The organism is Prevotella melaninogenica (assembly GCF_003609775.1).
In the GTDB taxonomy this organism is placed as follows: domain Bacteria; phylum Bacteroidota; class Bacteroidia; order Bacteroidales; family Bacteroidaceae; genus Prevotella; species Prevotella melaninogenica_A.
This window is the reverse complement of record NZ_AP018050.1, coordinates 394,080-412,914: the sequence shown is the minus strand read 5'-3', so window position 1 is coordinate 412,914 and position 18,835 is coordinate 394,080. Positions and strand designations below refer to the sequence as shown.

The window sequence follows — 18,835 nt, the reverse complement described above, 5'->3', positions numbered from 1 at the left end:
ATTTGTTTTGTAAAGGATATTTTATATCTTTGCGAAGAACAATTTATTACCAATTAAGATATTATGAAGAAACTTATTTTATTTACCTTTGTGTTTTTAGGACTGTTACTTACAGCCTTTGTTCTTTATGTTTGGAATCAGGAGCGTACGTCTTTAAAATGGGAAGATGTACAAGCGTATAATGCTGATAAGATACCTGTTGAACCAAAAGATTTTCAAAGTGATTTTGAAGAGATGTTTAAGGTTATCAAAGATGAGTATGTATATAAAGATACGAAGCATTTGAATCTCGACTCAATTCATACCGCCTGCCTTCAACGTCTTGACACAATGCGGTCGAAGGTGGCTTATTCATTGCTGATAAAGGAGCTTTTTAGTAACCTGAAATGTGCTCACGCAAATAATGTATCCATAGAGGAACCTTGGTTTATACAAGGTGCTCATATCACAGTGATTGATGATCGGGTGTTTGTTGACAAACCTTCTGACTTCGCTGTAAAGGCTGGTTTGCTGGATAAAGACGAGATTGTCGCGGTTGATGGTGTGCCAGTGAATAAATGGGTAACTGATTATACCAAGTATGTTTCGGCTTCTACAGATGCCGATCGTTACTTTAGAGCAGCAAAGAGTATATTATGTAGCTATACGGATTCGGTGAAGAAGTTGGACATTATCCGACAAGGCAAACCTCTAACGCTCACCGTTCATCTGCAATCTAAGTATATCCCTGAAAAGAATAAAGAACAAGATGTGACATGGAAGAAACTCTCTTCAAAGGTTGGATATATTGATTTGAGAAGTATGTTGGATGGAGTTGACAAGCAGTTCAGCAAAGCTTTGACGTCTTTAAAACAACTGCCATTCCTTATAGTGGACCTTCGCAATAATGGAGGAGGGGATAGTAGTGTCGGAGATTTTATAGCACAGCACCTGATAAAAGGCAAACGAACAATTTGGAACGGCACAACTTTGTCGCCTTCTCCAGATAGATATAAGGGAAAGGTGATTGTTCTTTCGGGACCTGTTACGGTTTCTGCCGCTGAGAGCTTCCTAATAACGATGAAGGAGAGTGGTGATGCTGTCGTGGTTGGTACGCCTTCTGCGGGTGATACTGGTGGTAATCCTCGTTTGTTTAAGACCACGCATGGATTGTACTACTGGTTTCCAATCGGTCATTCTTTTACTCATTCTCCGAAGGGATTCCCATTAGAAGGCGAAGGCATTAAGCCCCACCACCTTGTACCAATGAAGGTTGATGACTTCCTATCGGGGAAAGATACTCAACTATCTTATGCTGAAGAACTTACTCATAAAATGTGATAAGCGTTTCAAGACGAACTTACTTGCGACAATGAAGTGAAACCTTATGGTTTCAAATGTCGTATGAAACAAAAGCTAAAAGCCCTGCAACAAAAGATTTTGGGACTTTATAGAGAGAAAAGAGGATGTGTTTTCTTACACATCCTCTTTATTATTTATCATCTTAATCTTGCTTTCTTATCCCAAGTACTTCATGAGTACGCGTGCATTTCCGCTCTCGCGAATCTTCTCGATAGCCTTCTCACGAATCTGGCGAACACGCTCACGGGTAAGACCCATCTCTGTTCCAATCTCCTCCAAACCCTTCTCTTGGCAACCGATACCGAAACACTCGGTGACAATCTTTATCTCACGATCCTTCAAAGTGTTCTGAAGAACAGCACGAAGGTCGTCTGACATTGACTCGAAATCAACGCCACGGTCGGTACGTGAGTCGTCACCTGAAGACAGCATATCACTCATTGAGTTGTCGTCATCATCGCTAAATGGCGCGTCGATACTCATGTGATGGTTGTCTGCACTTTGGCTCTGACGGATGCGAGCCTCATCGATACCAGTCAGTTCTGCCAACTCATGGATAGATGGACGACGGTTGTGCTTCTGTACAAACTCGTTCGTTACCTGATTAATCTTTGAGATAGCGCCCACCTGATTCAGTGGAAGACGCACGATACGGCTCTGCTCAGCGATAGCTTGCAGAATACTTTGACGAATCCACCAAACGGCGTATGAGATAAACTTAAAACCACGAGTCTCATCGAATTTCTCAGCTGCTTTTACCAAACCAATGTTTCCCTCGTCGATAAGGTCGGTCAGAGAGAGACCTTGGTGCTGATACTGTTTAGCCACAGAAACGACGAAACGGAGGTTAGCCTTAATCAGTTTCTCCTTCGCACGCTCGCCCTTGCGACCGCCTTTGTGGATTTCCTGCGCCAGCTCAATCTCTTCGTCAACGGTAATCATCGGCTCACGACCAATCTCAACGAGATACTTATCCAGTGCCTCACTTGATCGGTTGGTGATACTTTTTGAAATCTTAAGTTGTCTCATGAATTGTTTACTATTTCCTCCTAAAATATAGCTAATTTCCGTTATCCAAAATTGATACGGCTTGCAAAGGTACATATAATTATGTGAATAACCAAATTTAGATGCGTTTGATTGTGTATTTTTATGTTTTTTTATACGATTACACGTTGCATGAGGCTGTTTTTGTAGATATAATTAATGTGTTGTGCATTAAATCCGTCCTCTTGTGGGTAAATAAACAATGCCTTGTAATGAATTATGACATAAACGAAAGACTCTTTTTTCCCTCTCTTTAATTGATGTGCGGACGCTCCGCACAGATGGTGCGGATGCCTTGCACAGATGGTGCTAAGCATCCGCACGAAGTTAATATAGGTGCGTGTTCTGTTTTGTCAATACTTGTCAATAGGATTCATAAGCATATAAAAGGAAGTAAGAAGGGATTTTTTGCGTGAGAGGAGGAAAAGAAAAGGTGGTGTTAGGATTGCCTACACCACCTTTATATCTTATAAATATGCTAAGATTACTTCCAATTCTTCTGCACTAACTTCGTCACAGAGTTGATGGTTATATCCACGCCCATCCTATTCGCTTTTATCTTCGAGCTGTATTCGGTAGGCCAACCATTTTTGAGGAGTTGAAAGTTAGTTGTTCCGTTAATATCCATTGTTGCCATACCAATTTCCTTCATTCTGTCCCAGTGGGCCTCAAGCTGTGCTATCATCAGCTCAAGGTTTTCGTCAGCACCGACTCCCTTCATCTTGTCAATGATGAAAGCTTTCACCTCGGCTTCGGTCATATTATTGCTAATCTTCTCAACAATGTTCGTCGTTATCCCCTTCTTGGTAAGCGTGTAGGTAACGGCAGCCTTGATATCCTTTATATATCTATCCTCTGTGTAGCCAGTCTTCAGGGATTTACCGAAGAGATAAAAGAAGGTGTTATTATTGATATTCGCAATAAGAACGTCTTTAGCAACCTCTTTTGTTATGCTCATCATAGCCTTCATCTTCGGCATACTTTTCTCTACGTTCGGATTATTATTGTAGAGAGAGTCGAGTTCTGTGAGTGCAAACTTCCAAGCTTTGCGCTGCACCTCGTCATAGTTTAAGATGTCAGTAATCTTTCCGTTTGCGTCTGTCCTTAGAAGCATAGGGACATTGTTAAGGCTTTGAATAATCATATCTCCCGTCTGTCTTAGAAACGCTTGATTTCCATCTACCGCTATGCCTTTAGTAAGCATTTCGATAATATACCCATCACGGAGAATCTCTTGTACGGTTATCTTCGTCTGTCTGGTTATCTTTACCGCTTCAGAACCAGCCGCAGCAGACTTTCCTTCAATGTTTGTCACGGTTTCATAAACAGCCCTTTCGCCTTCTTGGAACTTAGCTTTGATTAAGGTTTGGGCGTTCAACGCTGTTACCGTGAGGGCGAAAGCAAGGGTAAGAAGTAGTTTCTTCATATCGAAATATCAATTATTTCCAGCTATGTTCTACTAATTTAGTAACAGTGTTGATGGTCATTTCCATTCCCATCATCTTTGTTTTCACGTTCGTACTGTATTCCGTAGCCCAACCCGTGTTGAGGAGTTTGGTAGTAGAAGTACCGTCGAGATCCATTTTTGCCATACCCATCTTCTGCATCTGTCCCCAGTTAGCATCGAGCTGTGAAACCATAGCTTCGTCAGCACCCATCTGTTTCATCTTGTCAATAAAGAAGGCTTTGACATCGTCTTCGGTCATATTGCCCTTAATCTTACCAATGATATTGAGTGCGTTTGGTTCCTTGTTTACCTCATAGGTTACAGAGGTTTTGATGCCTTGCATATTCATATCTTCTTTGTAACCCGTCTTGAGTGTCTTACCAAAAAGGATAAAGAAAGAATTGTTTTCAGCAGACTCGATGAAAGCTTCTTTGGTGAGTAGGCTGTTGATAGACATAGCCATCTTATACTTAGGCAGTGTCTTCTCCATTTCAGGTTTGGCTTTATAGAGCGAGTCAATGGATACCATTGCTAATTTGCTAACCTTTGTTTGAACTTCAGTATAGTTCAAGAGGTCCTTCACCTTTCCGTTAGCATCTGTCTTTAGGAGCATTGGTACATTACTGAGGTATTGGTTCAGCATGTTTCCTGTCTGCTGTGCAACCTCCTGACTGCCTTCCATCTTGATATTGGTTGTCATCATTTCAATGACGTAACCATCTGCAGTAGCATCTTTTACGGTAATCTTTGTTTGGCTGTTTGTCTTTATGCTTTCAGAGTTTCCAGCCATGGGAACACTGACTTTAATATCAGCTACGCTCTCATAGGTAACTTGGTCGCCTTTTTGGAAGTTAGCCTTGATTAAGGTCTGGGCGTTCAACGCTGTTACAGCGAGGAGTAAAACGAAAGAAAGAAGTGATTTTTTCATAAGGCAAATATTATTTAATTAGTATTTTAGGCTTAAGAATAAAAAGATTAACGGCTCCAGAATTTATAAGCATTCGTTGTTAGTCCTGCCTTTATAAATATCCTGAAGCCGTTAAATCTGTGAGTATTGTTAACTATTAGTATGATCTTGCGATGAGGACACGATACTTAGCAGGTTTGCCGCTTACCATGTCAACGCCCGGTGTCTGCTCGAACATATAAGGGACACAACGGATGGTTGCCTGCGTGTCTTCCTTAATCTTCGCCTCAGTCTCCTCTGTTCCATCCCAGTGGCAGAGGAAGAAACCACCGTCCTTCACCTTCTCCTTGAACTCCTCATAGTTCTCACACTCGTAGATATGAGCATCACGGAAGTCCTTAGCCTTCTTGAAGATGTTGTCCTGAATCTCGTCGAGAAGGTTCTTGATGCGCTCAACAATACCGTCGAAACTTACGCTCTCCTTCTCCAAGGTGTCACGACGCATCACCTCGATAGTGTTGTTCTCCAAGTCACGACCACCCATAGCGAGGCGTACTGGCACACCCTTCAACTCGTAGTCAGCGAACTTAAAGCCCGGACGCTTGTTGTCGGCATCGTCATACTTAACGGTGATTCCCAACGCACGAAGCTGATCGATAACTGGCTGCAACTTGTCTGTGAGTTCCTTCAACTGCTCCTCACCCTTGAAGATTGGTACGATAACCACCTGAATAGGGGCAATCTTTGGAGGAAGAACAAGACCGTTATCGTCAGAGTGGGTCATGATGAGCGCACCGATAAGACGAGTACTAACACCCCAAGAGGTAGCCCATACATACTCTGGCTTGTTCTCCTTGTTAAGGAAGGTAACGTCGAATGACTTTGCAAAGTTCTGACCTAAGAAGTGAGATGTACCGCTCTGAAGAGCCTTACCGTCCTGCATCATTGCCTCAATCGTATAGGTATCCAACGCACCAGCGAAACGTTCAGTCTCACTCTTTACACCCTGTACGACTGGTACAGCGAGCCACTTCTCAGCGAAGTCAGCGTAAACACGCAACATGGTCTGTGCCTCCTTCTCTGCTTCCTCACGTGTAGCGTGAGCAGTGTGACCCTCCTGCCAGAGGAACTCAGATGTGCGGAGGAAAGGACGAGTACGCATCTCCCAACGCATAACGTTACACCACTGGTTGCACATCAATGGCAGATCGCGCCAAGAGTGAATCCAGTTTTTATAAGTGTTCCAGATGATTGTCTCACTGGTAGGACGGATAATAAGCTCCTCCTCCAGTCTTGCATTAGGGTCAACCTCAACAGCATTACCATCTTCTGTAGCCTTCAAGCGGTAGTGAGTAACCACGGCACACTCCTTGGCAAATCCCTTTACGTGCTCAGCCTCACGAGAGAGGAAGCTCTTAGGAATCAGCATTGGGAAGTAAGCATTCTGTACACCCGTCTCCTTAAACATCTTGTCAAGCTGTGCCTGAATCTTCTCCCAGATAGCATAGCCGTATGGCTTGATAACCATACAACCACGAACAGCAGACTGCTCAATTAAGTCTGCCTTTATTACCAAGTCATTGTACCACTGAGAGTAGTTGTCTGCTCTCTTGGTCATTTCTTTCAGTTCTTTTGCCATAAATATATTATTCTGTTTTCTTATTTTGCATGTTTAGGGGATTTCCCATGTTGTTGTAGGTATTTCCCCTTTGCGGTTATATTCCGAAACACTAACTTTGCACACAGATACAGCTGAGAAGCGAAGACGGAAAGAATCTAATTCCTACTTGCTAATACCAGCCTATCTTTTGCAAAAAAGAATGCAAATGAGTGCAAATGAAACTTGCTTCGATTTGCCGAGTTGGCTTTATTTTTTGCAAAAATACAAAAAAATGTTGGCAATGTGTGCCCAATGGCATATATTTGTTTAACTTTGCACGAATTAAAATGAATTAAGGTGCGGCTGAAAGCCAAGCCGAAAGGTAAAAGATATTAATCAATTAATACGTTTGATTATGAAGAATATGAAAATGATAGCAGCAGGAATGTGTTTCCTCACTGTTGTAAGTTGTCAGACAAAGCAAGGTACAGGTGCATTAATCGGTGGCGGTGCTGGTGCAGCATTGGGCGGCATCGTTGGTCAGATTATAGGTCGTAATGGTAAGAGTACAGCTATCGGTGCAGCTATTGGTGGTGCTGTTGGTGCTGGTGCTGGTGCCCTCATTGGTCGTCACATGGACAAGGTAGCACGTGAGGCTGCACAGCAGTTGCCTAACGCACGTGTCGATAAGGTGACAGATGCTAATGGTTTAGACTGTGTGAAGGTAACCTTCGACTCTGGTATTCTCTTCCCATTGAACGGTTCAAACCTCAGCGCAGCTGCTAAGAACGACCTCACAAAGTTCGCTTCTTTGATGCAGCGCAACTCTGACTGTGACGTTGCTATACAGGGTTACACCGATGCTTCTGGTAATGATAACATCAATCTGCCATTGTCACAGCGTCGTGCAGAGGCTGTATCATCTTATCTCAAGGGCCGTGGCGTAAGCAGCCGTCAGATTCGTTCAGTACAGGGTTTTGGTAGTGCAAACCCTATCGAGAACAAGACTGTTAGTCAGGCTAACCGCCGTGTAGAGGTTTACCTCTATGCTTCATCAGAGATGATTCGTCAGGCAAACAACGGTTCATTGTAATCAAATTGAGAACATCTGGGACGCACGCCTCGTGTGTCCCACAAACTTTGCTAAATAAATTCTCAAAAGAAAAAGGGTATTGCTTCGGCAGTATCCTTTTTTCGTGTTGACGAGTTAACGAGTGGACAAGTTAACGAGTTAATAGCGATAGGGGGAAACAGAGACAGAGTATTAGAAGACAAAGTAACAGAAGAACGTGGTTTGACCTTTGACGTTTAACCTTTGATTTTTGATGTTTGGCTTTTGAAATATTATTACATTTCTCCTAACAAAAAGGCGAGGCAAAGAGCTAAAAACGAGTGTTTTCAATATCGTGGTAAGTCGTTTGTTATCAAATAGTTGCAAGGGTGCTTTTCAAAAGGTGCTTAATAAGACTTCAAAAGGGCGTTAGTAAGGGTCTTAAAGGGCATCTTTTGCAAGCGAAAAGGGCGTTAATTGAAAGCCAATTAACGCCCTTTTATTTTTCAGTCTTTGATTTTTCTTTACAAAATAAAGTAGCGGATGCGATAGGAGAAACAAAGTGAAGAAGCGATATACACGCAACTCATCAACTTCTCACAAGGGGAACCTCGCTAATCACTCCCCTCCCTTTGGGGGAGGGGTAAGGGGGAGGGGCCAGTTGTTAGTTTGTTAGTTTGCTTTTTTATTACCTCTTTTGCACATTAAACCCAGCACAAATACCCATACCATTCCGCACGTTGCTGTAAGTAGTACGGATATTGGAGAGACCTGCTTGGGCAAGAGAGTTGTTTGAAACATCGTTCAACGCCTGCAAGAAACGATAGTAAGCAGGGGTGATATGATAGAGTTCTACCTCCACACCTTCCTCAATATTATACAATCTCTTTAACTCCTTCGCTGCCTTATCAGACATATTTGCGGCACGTACAAACGGCTCAATGTTCAGATGAAGGGTATAGGTCTTGCCGTTGATGGTAGCATCATCAAAGATATAGAAGTTCTGATAGAAGTCACTACTAAAGTCGAAATCGTCGTCTATATCAGACAGTGGATTCAGCAATGGTTCACTTGCCGTAGTAATAGGCACATAGAAGTTATCGTACTGATATTCGATAGAGGTGCTATCCCATTGTTGATATTTGCTCGTCTCTAAATATTCGTCGTAATCGTAGTAGACTCTTACTACCTGCATTTCTCCTCCCATATTACGGTAGCAAGCCACATGAAAATTGCGCAACATCTTCCTTCTCACACATACAGCATAGTAGTCGTGTGTCTCAGTAGGGTCGGTGAAGGTTGCTTGCAGCTGTAGGAAGTCTTTTACACTTGACGAAGGGTCTTCCTTCATACGCACCATGCGCGTCGCAAGGTGGCTTATACCAATGGCTTGTGGAATCTCTGTAGATGCCTCAACAGCCTCTAAGCCTTGTGCTTCAACACGCAACTGCACTTTATCGCCTGCTTTCTGCTTTCCCACAACACGATAGCGACCATTGCCTAAGGCTGTCACCGGCATGGTTTGTCCGTTCAACTGATAGCTGATAGTTGCATCGTCAATTAGCACATTCTTCTGTGTTGCGTTATATTGTTTCAAAGGTATGCTACGTGACACTGTGATATAAGTGGTGTCAGCAGTAGAAGGCATACAATAGACAACCAACTTTGCCTTTGCCTCAGGCAGGTTGCTGACGTTGAATTCATCCTTGCAACTCATTACCGACAGGGCAAGGAAGAGGAAAAATAATATCTTTTTCATACTCGAAGCTTAGAATTTAAATGTATAACTGAACGATGGAATAACAGGGATGAACGCCATGTTCTTTATCTTCATCTGTTTTTTATCGTCGATTTTCACACGTACCCACATAGAGTTCAGGTGGCAATAAGCATTATAGAAACTGAGGTTCCAGATGCGCTCATTGCCCTTCTTGGTCGTATGACGGAAGTCGAAGCCGATGTCAAGACGATGATAAGCTGGCAAGATGATGTTGTTTGGCTTTTCGTAAGCAAAGTTCAAGCCACCGTCACTATTCCAAGTGAAGTTCAAGGCTTCGGCAGACTGGTCTGGTACATTTGGCAATCCGATATACTGTGTTGGGATGGTCATGCGGTTACCGGTGCGGAAGGTCCATGCGGCAAAGGCTGCAATCTTCTTCGTGATGTTCCAACGACCAGTGAAGGTGAACTTATGACGGTTGTCAAACTTATCATAGTACCATCCATCGTAGAAGTCATCAAACTTCTTCTCTGTCCACGACAGCGTGTAAGAACCATGCAGGTTGAGGTTGGCAATGTTGTAATCAGCATCCAACTCAACACCATACGAGCGGCCTTCGCCCTCCATAACGAAATAGTCCCAATTGGCTGCTGGTGGCTCCAGTCCTACCCAACTTGAATATTGCAGGATATGGCTTGAATGCTTGTAATAGGCTTCTAATGAGAGCAACCAGTGTTTGTTTGGTTTCATATAGGCACCTGCTGCCACCTGCCAAGAGCGCATTGGATGTAGACGAGCTGTCGTTGGCACCCAATAGTCGGTTGGAAGATCGAGGAACGAGTTGGCAATCTTATGTACAAACTGGCTCATCAACGTGTAGCTTGCCTTGAAAGAAAGACGGTCGTTAGGCTGGAACTTCATTGCCAGACGTGGACTCAGCGTTGAGAAGGTCTTACCGCTGATACTGAAGATATCTGCATTCACACCGCCGTTGAGGCTCCACTTCTCGTTTAGCATCATTTCGTCTTCGGCATAGAAGGTCAGTTGATGCGCCACATTCTTGTTATGACTGTGGCTCGCAATGGTGTCAGTCTTTGCCATACCTTCGCCCTGATAGCTGTCAAAACGGCTGTTGGTCTGTGGCTGGAAGCGGTGATAAGTATAGTCATGACCGAAGCGAATGTGATGACGTGGGTTTGGACGGAAGTCGAAAGCTGCTCGATAGCCAAGGTCATCGATAGAAGAACGATAGCCATGTGAGGTAATCGCCAATCGGTCTACCTGTCCATCTTTCATCACCTTCCATTCATCTGAGCTCGATACCGTTGAACGATTGTGCGTATAAACGGCTGTGAAGTTAGCAAAGAGCTTTGGTGAGAACTGGTAATTCCAGTCGAGTGCAGCATTGAAGTTGCCCCAATGGAATCGATTTGTATAGATGTCTTTATCTTCATAGCTGCTACTACTTTTGTAATACGACTCGTCTTTTGCATCTAATCGGTCTTCACCTGAATAAACACTCAGCGACATACGTGAGCGGTCGTTGAAGATATTGGTCAGCTTAAAGTTCAAGTCGTGGAAGAAATAAGACATATTTATCTTTTCGTCATTATTGTTTCCACTGTTCATTAGCGCAAAGGCAGGACGTGTCAAGAGGTCTAACCAGCTACGACGCAAGCCGAAGTTATAGGATGTCTTGCCCTTTCTGATTGGTCCTTCGATATGGAAGGCACCATCGAGCAGACCGATACGATAGCTGCCATGGGTGTTATAAAGGTCGCCATCAGCCGTACGCACGTCGATGACACTCGACAAACGACCGCCATAGCGTGCTGGGAATCCACTCTTATAGAAGTCGACATTCTTCACAACGTCCGCATTGAACGAGGAGAAAAGACCTAAGGTGTGGTTGGTATGATAGAGCGGTGTACCATCGAGGAGGAAGAGGTTTTCGTCGCTGTTTCCACCATGTACATAGAGTCCGCTGGCAAGTTCCATACCGTCTGACACACCACTCGTGCGCTGCAAGGTCTTGATAACGTCCGGACTACTCAACAATGCGTATTCCGTTTTAATATCCTTTGGTGAGAGAGAAATTTTACCAGTCTGTGTTTTCAGCAAAGGCGAGTTAAGGTCGGTCGTTATCACTACCTCATCCAACTGTGCTTCGTTCTGCAAGATGATGTCATGATTTTGATTGGCAGTAAGTTCTATGGTTTCGACAAGCGTCTTATAACCTACGTAGCTACATCTAATTTCGTGCCGTCCCTCACCTAATGTGAGCGAGAAATGTCCGTAGGCATTGGTCATGGTACCTTGTCGTGTAGTGAGATCGTAGATTGTTGCATTGATAAGGGGTTCACCATTGCGGTCTTTCACATATCCACTGAGTGTAAAACGCTGTCGTGTTTTGTCCTCATCAATACCCCGAATTACTCTTTGTACAGGCGTGTTACTTCTCAAAGTAGTAGCCTTAGAATCAGTGGCCTTATGCGCGTATAAACCCAAAGGGCATAGGCATAAGGTAGCCAATAAGAAATGTTTGTTCATTAATATATAATTTTTAGCAGGTGCAAAGATAATACTTTTAATTCATAATTTATAATTCACAATTCATAATTATGATTGGAGGTAATTCATAATTCATAATTCACAATTCATAATTATGATTACTATTGTAATTCAAAATTCATAATCCATAATTCATAATTATGATTACTATTGTAATTCACAATTCATAATTCACAATTCATAATTATGATTACTATTGTAATTCAGAGTTCATAATTCATGATTATGATTACTATTGTAATTCAAAATTCATAATCCATAATTCATAATTATGATTACTATTGTAATTCAGAGTTCATAATTCATGATTATGATTACTATTGTAATTCAGAGTTCATAATCCATACTCATGATTACTATTGTAATTCAGAATTCATAAGTCAAAATTATTCGAACTGAGTTCTCATCAGTACGTCATAATTATGATATGAAGTGTAAAGCTATTGCAGGTTAGTTGATTTAGTTTACCCACTATCCGTTAGGCAGCCCCCTCCTTTGGAGGGGTTGGGGGAGGTTTCTGTGTCATCTGTTTATCTGTGAGTTCTGTGAGAGAATGCACCGCAACTTTAAGCTTAAAACTTTGAATACCGAGATTTGAAATATTATTACAAATCATCCGATAAAAAGGCGAGAAAAAGAGCTAAAAACAAGTATTTTTAATGTCAACATAAGTAGTTTATTATCAAATAGTTGTGAGAGCCAATCTCAAAAGGTGCTTAATTGGACTTCAAAAGGGCGTTAGTAAGACCTCAAAAAGGCACCTTTTGCAAGCCAAAAGGGCGTTAATTGAAAGCCAATTAACGCCCTTTTATTTTTTAATCTTTGAATTATCTTTACAATGCAGAATGTCGGAAGAAGACAGAATGACAAAAAGACAAAAGGGACTGAATGGTGGAAGAGGGCATAATGTATACAATGACAGAGGGAGAAAGTACAGAGTGACAGCGTAATAGAGGAACAAAGAGAGCGAATAAGTAAGAAGCATAAAAAAAGACAGAGTAACAAGTTTTCCCTGTTACTCTGCCTTTTTTGTTCTTATGTTACTTTGTCTTCTTTACAAGCAACTTGTTCACTCGTCCACTTGTTACCTAAAACATGTTCCTCTGTTACTTTGTCTTCTTTACAAGCAACTCGTTAACTTGTCAACTTGTTACCTAAAACATGTTCCTCTGTTACTTTGTCTTTTTCACAAGCAACTTGTTAACCTATCCACTCGTTAACCTGTCCACTCGTCAACTTGCAATCACTTCACGAGCATCTTCTTGCCATTGCGGATAACAACACCCTTATGGCTCTTGCTAACAGTCTTGCCAGCGAGGTCGTAAGTAGTAGCTGAATCGTTCTGGAAGATAAGCGCGTGGATGCCAGTAGAAGTCTTCTTAACCTCTGTAGGAACAAAGGTTGAGCCAGCATCCTTACCACCTGTCCAGTAAGCAAGGTTGCCGTCAGCACGATAGTTCAAGCCGAAGCCCTCTGGATTACAGATATAGAAGCCCTCTTCATCATTTGGACTTATTGTCACAGTCCAATCACTGGTGTATCCAGCAGGTAGGTTATCAGCAGGCAGAAGGGTAGCGTAAGTGTTACCACCAGCCTTAGCTGAGCCCTTTGGAGAAGCCGAAGCGAGGACCATTGTAGGGCCCATTGCCTTGTTGATGAGGCGGAAACCGCTGTAAGGATTACCTGTCAATGCCCAAAGCGCATAATCAGTAGTGATGTAAGTCTCGTCAATGAAGTAAACGTTAGGTGTATAGTTTCCTGACGAAACCCATCTTGGCTGGTTGCTCACCTTGAGGTTATACCAAGTAGTGTCGGCTGGTGTAGCCACCTTCATTGGGGCTGTCCATGTAGCATTAATACGTACTGTAGCAGGGAGACTTGTGATTGTCTGCTTGTCAGCTGTCAGTTCAACGTAATCTCTTGCAAGTCCTTCAGGAATCGTCACAGCACCAGTCTTGGCACCATTGACAACGGTTGAATAGACAAACTCATTGTTGAAATAAACCTCGTAGGTCAAAGATGTCTTTGCATCAATGAAGATACCCTCAAGTGAAACGTCACCATCAATCATCTCAGCAGGGAGGGTGAAGGTTCCATCAGCATTGAAACGCTCGCGTGGAATCAGCTCGTCAACATACTGATAGGTGCCGTGGCTGATGCTATCGCCAGTGAGGTTGTAGCCGTGGCGCACCTTCAGACCGCTGAAGTTAAAGCCATGTTCAGGCTTCATCTTGACTGTGTAAGGCTTACCGAATGGGATAGAGATACCGTTCAGCTCAGTACCATCTTCTGCAACAACCTTACCATTGAGTGCACCTTGATAAATCTTCACATTGTCGCCATGAACATTCAGGCGCACATCGATGGCACCACCACCATTGTTAAGGATGTGGTTGTTGTTCTCGATGCTACCTCCTGCGTCTGCAGAGTTCCAATCTACCTTGTAACGCATACGATAGAAACCGTGCTGAAGGTCACTTGGAAGGGTAAATTCAGGCATAACGAGGGTGTTACGACCATTACCAGTAATCTCTGTTCCTGCACTGTTAAAGCCAGAGTTTTCATCCTCTCCACCGAGGAAAGAGTAAGCCAACAACTCGTTGCCAGCGTTTGGAACAATCTGACCGCCCTCTACCTTTGGCTCAAAACGGCCATTGTTGTTCAAGTCAAGATAAACATAGCTGTGCATCCATACGCCCTTGTACTGAACAGCTGGGTTGAGTGTCTCGCCCGGTTTAGCTAAGAACGACTGCTTGCTGAGGTAAGTGTAAGCTGGAGTTGATGTGGTAATGTCGCTATAGAGGTTGAATGTCTGGTCGCCAAGGCTGATACCCTTGAGTCCACGATCACTGCGTGAGCACTTTGCATCCTTGCTATAATTCATCGGATAGTCCTCACGATTGGTTGTTGTGAAAGCCTCGTTGTTTACGACGATATTGTCGATATAAGCAAGGAAGTCATCTTTCATACCGTTGGTGTCCTCACAATCGACAACAACTACAAGACTATGGATTTCGATGCCACCTGCTCCCTTAACTGGGAAAACGGCATCTACCCACTTGTTTGGCTCAACCTCTCGTGTTGAAAGCTCCCAGAACTGCTCTGTGTCAACGCTCTGACCCTTACGATCCGTACGCTTTCCGAGTCCGATAAGCATCGTACGACCCGCCTTTGGCTTGTGAATCATCACGTGTACATACTTTGTCTCTTTGGTTAAAGCGAATGGTTGCTTAAGATCGATGCGTGCACCGAAAGTGTTTGAGCCAAAGCGTGAACGCTGGAAGCCCAACACATTGTCAGAAGCATTTGGTGTAGCCTTCAGTATCTCATCGTAGTTTTTATCGATATTGCTTACTACTTGCACGTTTCCTTCCAATACAGCAGCTTGTTTGTTTTGGCTGCGGAAAGGCGACTTATGCCAAGTGTCGTAGACACCTAACGACTTATAGTTCTGATTTTCAAAATCTATTCTAACCTCTTCTGTGGTCTGTGCATGAAGCAAAGAGGTGCAGAACAACAAACCACAGGTAGCTAATATATTCTTTTTCATATTGTTTCTCAAGTCAAACGATTAATAAATTGCAATCTCACTCATTACAGGACAAGCCTTAGCGTCCTTGATATGAACGCGGATAGCCTTAGCATCAAAGCCTGAACCATAGCTGTTAGCGGTACTTCCGTTGAGCGGAATGATACGCTTATAGCCAATAGTGGTTTGCTTTACTTTGTTAGCCAGTGGCTTCCATGTGCTGCCATCAGTGGTATATTCGATTGAGAAACCCTTTACACGCTGTCCAAGTCTTACATACTCCTGCAAGGTTACGTAGCGAACAGTCTGTGGGCTGTTCCATTTGAAAGTAAGGGTAACATCCTTTACGTCGTCCTCTGCTGCCCAATAAGTATCTGGATTCTCATCAATGAGGTTGTTAACAACGTAAGTACGTGTCGCTCCGTTGCTGCGTGTGCTGGTAGCTTCAACAGTAGCAGTCTTGGCAAGATTGGTCTTGAAACGCTCTTTCAACATAGTACCAAACTCCTTCAAACGTTTTACTTGGTTCTCTGGAATCTTACCACTTTGGTCTGGAGGGCAGTTAAGGATGAGTGTTGCATTGCGACCAACGGTCTCTAAGTACATCTGGAAGGTACGTTCTGCCGACATTGGTTGACAACCGGGATGCCAGAACCAACCTTTGTCTGTAAACTTAGCATCGCTCTCTCCAGGGAGCCAGAACCAACCATTCTCTGTGCCATACATACCATTGCGCTCTGGAGCAGTACCACGATTCTCATTACACCAGTTGGTTTCGCCTGCCCAACCGTCCTCGTTACCAATCCAACGTGCCTCACCACCGACACCCCAAAGGATGATATTTGGGCTGAGCTTATGGATAGAATCGCGGAGGTTAGGTACGTCGTAGTAGGTTGCACGGTCAATATTGATTTTTGTGTACTTACCACCATAGTAGCCATCGCCACCATTTGCACCGTCAAACCACATCTCAAACTGGTCAGAGCCATACTTTGCAAGCTCCGCACACTGCTTCAAGAAGACGTCCTTCACATAGCTGTCCGTACCGTAAAGACCACTATTTCGGTCCCAAGGAGACACGTAGAAGCCATATTTCATCTTCAAATCCTGTGCTGCCTTAGCAAAGAGCTCAGCGATGTTCACCTGTGCATTAGGGCTTGATGAGTTCGAACTTTTATGATCCGTAGTCTCCGTAGGCCACAAGCAGAAACCATCGTGATGCTTCACAACAGCAATACCGCCCGTCATACCAGCCTCTTTCACAGCCTCTAACCACTGTCGTGGGTCTGGCTTTGCGGTTGGAGCGAAGCGGTTTACATCTTCATCACCATTACCCCATTCCTTACCTGTATAGGTATTCATACCATAATGGAAGAAGGCATAGAACTCTGTCTGCTGCCATTTCCACTGACGGTCAGTGGGTACAGGGAACACTGGACGTGGTTCGTTCTCCGCATTGGGAGCGATTTGCGTCTTAAGGGTCATAACGGTATTGGTCTGAGCAAAGCTCGTAGCCGATGCCGTTAAGGCAAGTGCAGTAAGCACACCGTGTAGAAATCGGTTGTTCATATTAGGTTTTTTAGTTCAGCAGCACTTTTAGACGTAACATTTTATAAATATTTGATTGACAATGTTTAGTTTAGGTTTTTTGTCATTGCGAGCAACTTGTTTACCTCTGTGCTGCTATATCAAGGCAGCAAGTCACTCAAAAGATGGTCGCAAATATACGAATTAATTTGGATATCCGTGTAATTTGGACTATAATTTATTTAAGATAACATAAAATATCGACCAATCATCAGATAATTATCTGTTCCCTCTCTCCCCATCTCGCTTGCTTATTGCTGCCCTTTCGTTTCGAAATTCCTTTACATTTCCTTTCGTGTTTTATGCCTTAAAAGAGCGAAAAAACGCCTTTTCACTCGCATTTGTAACTAACATGTTATCAAACACTTGCAGCCTTGTCTTCGAAAAGGTGCTTACTTAGACTTCAAAAGGGCGTTAGTAAGGGTCTTAAAGGGCATCTTTTGCAAGCCAAAAGGGCGTTAACTGAAAGCCAATTAACGCCCTTTTAATTTTCAGTCTTTGAATTTTATTTACAAAAAGGAAAGCCTTTAACTTTGAACTTTGACTTTTGATGTTTGAATTTTGACCTTTGAGGTTTGATCTGTTAACTTTGACTTTTGATGTTTGAACTTTGACCTTTGAGGTTTGATCTGTTAACTTTGACCTTTGAGGTTTGAAGAATTAACCTTGAACTTGATGTTTGACCTTTGAATATAGAACTTGCTTCTTATACACAATGCAAAAGGCTGCATCAAAATAGATTACTCCTACTTTGACACAGCCTTATTATCCTTTTCATCTTTTTACCTTTAGTCGCTTCTAATACCTTACAGCCGTTTCTTATTTGTTACTTTATTGCGTTTCCTTTCTCATCCTTTCTTGATAGTGATGCGACTTTTACTTCAAAGTCGGCGGTTGTGTTGTTGTCATCCACGAATTTCTTACCATCCCACTTTCTTACCAGTGCAAGGCCAGAAGATATGGGGTAGTCGCTTTGCTTTAAACCTGAGAAAGAGATGTCGGTAACGGCATTGTAGCCTCTGTCTAACTTACTTGGTCGCATCTGGAACATACGACGAGGACAGATGGTGATGCAGTCGATGACACACTCGAATGGTATTTCGATGGCATAGAAGTCACCGAAGGCACTACTGGTCACGGTGATGTAATGCAGATAACCCTTGCTATCCTTTGTCTCAGCATAGTTCTTCTTGAATTCCTCTGGTGTCCAAGGCAATTTTATCAAGGCAATACCGTTGCTCTCAGAGATATGAGAGAACTCGTAAGCAGGACCAATATTGCCGCTGGCATCGGTAGATGTTAGGATGGCATTCATGTCTGGAACGTTCGGATTGTTCTTCCGTCCGGGGTCGTAGTTGCTGTTTGTCCATTCGAAATCAGCCTTACTCAGGTCTAAAAAGGCATTCAATCCGCCATACATACTCAGGTCCTCGCCCTCTAACTCAGCCTCAAATTTAGCCTTGTGGTCGATGGCATACTTTGCAACAATGATAGTCTGACCCGGCTTCACAGGGTAGTCATTGCCCTTACCGGGGAAATAAGAGATACCCGATGCACCATAATAACGATTGACGAAATCGTCTTTCGGTGCGAACTGGATGGCTTTGCTTGGTTCAATGGCATTGACACACAACGCTAATCCGTCAAGATATTTCACCTCGTCCGTAGGGTTAAAGATGGCGATATACTGATCGTCATTGTACATCTGGTTCAAATTCTTCATACCCCAAGCACGTACATCACGATACCAATAATGCCCAACATAGAACACTTCCTTGATAATCAAGTGGTCTAACTTTGTCTTAGAAGTGGATTGCTTCACAGGCATTTCATTACGCGTACAGCTGTTTAGCCCTAAAAGCATAAGGCTAAAAAGCAGGTACGCAGTTATCTTCTTTTTCATCATTTGTTTTCTTCTATTTATGTTTATATCATTGTGAGCAGTGGGAGGGACTATTGCCACGAGAGGAATAGATTGTGAGTTACAGACGTATAGATACTTCCTTAGCGACGACACAGTCCTCTCCCTCTGTCC

General features: G+C 43.2%; 11 protein-coding genes. 2 read left to right on the top strand and 9 right to left on the bottom strand.

Annotation, left to right across the window (positions count from 1 at the left end; genetic code table 11):
* Positions 1–63 precede the first annotated feature (63 nt).
* On the top strand, positions 64–1,320 hold the full coding sequence (locus PMEL_RS08475; protein ID WP_120174918.1) for a S41 family peptidase: 1,257 nt from the start codon (positions 64–66) through the stop codon (positions 1,318–1,320).
* 177 nt (positions 1,321–1,497) lie between these two features.
* On the opposite strand, the gene PMEL_RS08470 is transcribed toward PMEL_RS08475, so the two are convergent.
* From PMEL_RS08470 to proS, 4 genes are all read right to left on the bottom strand, one after another.
* On the bottom strand, positions 1,498–2,370 hold the full coding sequence (locus PMEL_RS08470; protein WP_004352439.1) for an RNA polymerase sigma factor RpoD/SigA: 873 nt from the start codon (positions 2,368–2,370) through the stop codon (positions 1,498–1,500).
* A 502-nt stretch (positions 2,371–2,872) separates the two neighbouring features.
* Positions 2,873–3,814 (bottom strand): hypothetical protein, encoded by a 942-nt coding sequence (locus tag PMEL_RS08465; RefSeq protein WP_120174917.1) that lies wholly within the window; start codon positions 3,812–3,814, stop codon positions 2,873–2,875.
* A gap of 13 nt (positions 3,815–3,827) precedes the next feature.
* Positions 3,828–4,763 carry a hypothetical protein gene (locus PMEL_RS08460; RefSeq protein WP_120174916.1) on the bottom strand — a complete coding sequence of 312 codons (936 nt, stop codon included), beginning with the start codon at positions 4,761–4,763 and terminating at the stop codon, positions 3,828–3,830.
* Between the two features lie 136 nt (positions 4,764–4,899).
* Entirely contained in the window at positions 4,900–6,381 is a 1,482-nt protein-coding gene (gene proS / locus PMEL_RS08455) for a proline--tRNA ligase (protein WP_120174915.1), read from the bottom strand.
* A 376-nt stretch (positions 6,382–6,757) separates the two neighbouring features.
* Between proS and PMEL_RS08450 the strand changes: the two genes are divergently transcribed.
* Positions 6,758–7,435, top strand: coding sequence for an OmpA family protein (locus PMEL_RS08450; protein WP_120174914.1), 678 nt, complete (start codon positions 6,758–6,760; stop codon positions 7,433–7,435).
* Between the two features lie 646 nt (positions 7,436–8,081).
* Here PMEL_RS08450 and PMEL_RS08445 read toward each other — a convergent pair.
* The 5 genes from PMEL_RS08445 to PMEL_RS08425 all read right to left on the bottom strand — a co-directional run bounded on the left by PMEL_RS08445 (position 8,082) and on the right by PMEL_RS08425 (position 18,706).
* Positions 8,082–9,152 carry a DUF4249 domain-containing protein gene (locus PMEL_RS08445; protein ID WP_120174913.1) on the bottom strand — a complete coding sequence of 357 codons (1,071 nt, stop codon included), beginning with the start codon at positions 9,150–9,152 and terminating at the stop codon, positions 8,082–8,084.
* 9 nt (positions 9,153–9,161) lie between these two features.
* Entirely contained in the window at positions 9,162–11,663 is a 2,502-nt protein-coding gene (locus PMEL_RS08440) for a TonB-dependent receptor (RefSeq protein ID WP_120174912.1), read from the bottom strand.
* Positions 11,664–12,927: 1,264 nt separating this feature from the next.
* Positions 12,928–15,234, bottom strand: a complete 2,307-nt coding sequence (locus tag PMEL_RS08435) for a GEVED domain-containing protein (protein ID WP_120174911.1) — start codon at positions 15,232–15,234, stop codon at positions 12,928–12,930.
* Between the two features lie 21 nt (positions 15,235–15,255).
* Positions 15,256–16,782: an alpha-L-fucosidase gene (locus tag PMEL_RS08430; protein WP_120174910.1), complete on the bottom strand. Its 1,527-nt coding sequence runs from the start codon at positions 16,780–16,782 to the stop codon at positions 15,256–15,258.
* 844 nt (positions 16,783–17,626) lie between these two features.
* The gene (locus tag PMEL_RS08425; protein WP_120174909.1) at positions 17,627–18,706 is read right to left on the bottom strand and encodes a DUF4876 domain-containing protein; all 1,080 of its coding nucleotides are present in this window, start codon (positions 18,704–18,706) and stop codon (positions 17,627–17,629) included.
* Positions 18,707–18,835 lie beyond the last annotated feature (129 nt).

Bases quoted from the DNA above. Each gene is read 5' to 3' on its own strand.
- PMEL_RS08475 (WP_120174918.1), top strand. From the start codon at position 64: ATGAAGAAACTTATTTTATTTACCTTTGTGTTTTTAGGACTGTTACTT.
- PMEL_RS08470 (WP_004352439.1), bottom strand. From the start codon at position 2,370: ATGAGACAACTTAAGATTTCAAAAAGTATCACCAACCGATCAAGTGAG.
- PMEL_RS08465 (WP_120174917.1), bottom strand. From the start codon at position 3,814: ATGAAGAAACTACTTCTTACCCTTGCTTTCGCCCTCACGGTAACAGCG.
- PMEL_RS08460 (WP_120174916.1), bottom strand. From the start codon at position 4,763: ATGAAAAAATCACTTCTTTCTTTCGTTTTACTCCTCGCTGTAACAGCG.
- proS (WP_120174915.1), bottom strand. From the start codon at position 6,381: ATGGCAAAAGAACTGAAAGAAATGACCAAGAGAGCAGACAACTACTCT.
- PMEL_RS08450 (WP_120174914.1), top strand. From the start codon at position 6,758: ATGAAGAATATGAAAATGATAGCAGCAGGAATGTGTTTCCTCACTGTT.
- PMEL_RS08445 (WP_120174913.1), bottom strand. From the start codon at position 9,152: ATGAAAAAGATATTATTTTTCCTCTTCCTTGCCCTGTCGGTAATGAGT.
- PMEL_RS08440 (WP_120174912.1), bottom strand. From the start codon at position 11,663: ATGAACAAACATTTCTTATTGGCTACCTTATGCCTATGCCCTTTGGGT.
- PMEL_RS08435 (WP_120174911.1), bottom strand. From the start codon at position 15,234: ATGAAAAAGAATATATTAGCTACCTGTGGTTTGTTGTTCTGCACCTCT.
- PMEL_RS08430 (WP_120174910.1), bottom strand. From the start codon at position 16,782: ATGAACAACCGATTTCTACACGGTGTGCTTACTGCACTTGCCTTAACG.
- PMEL_RS08425 (WP_120174909.1), bottom strand. From the start codon at position 18,706: ATGATGAAAAAGAAGATAACTGCGTACCTGCTTTTTAGCCTTATGCTT.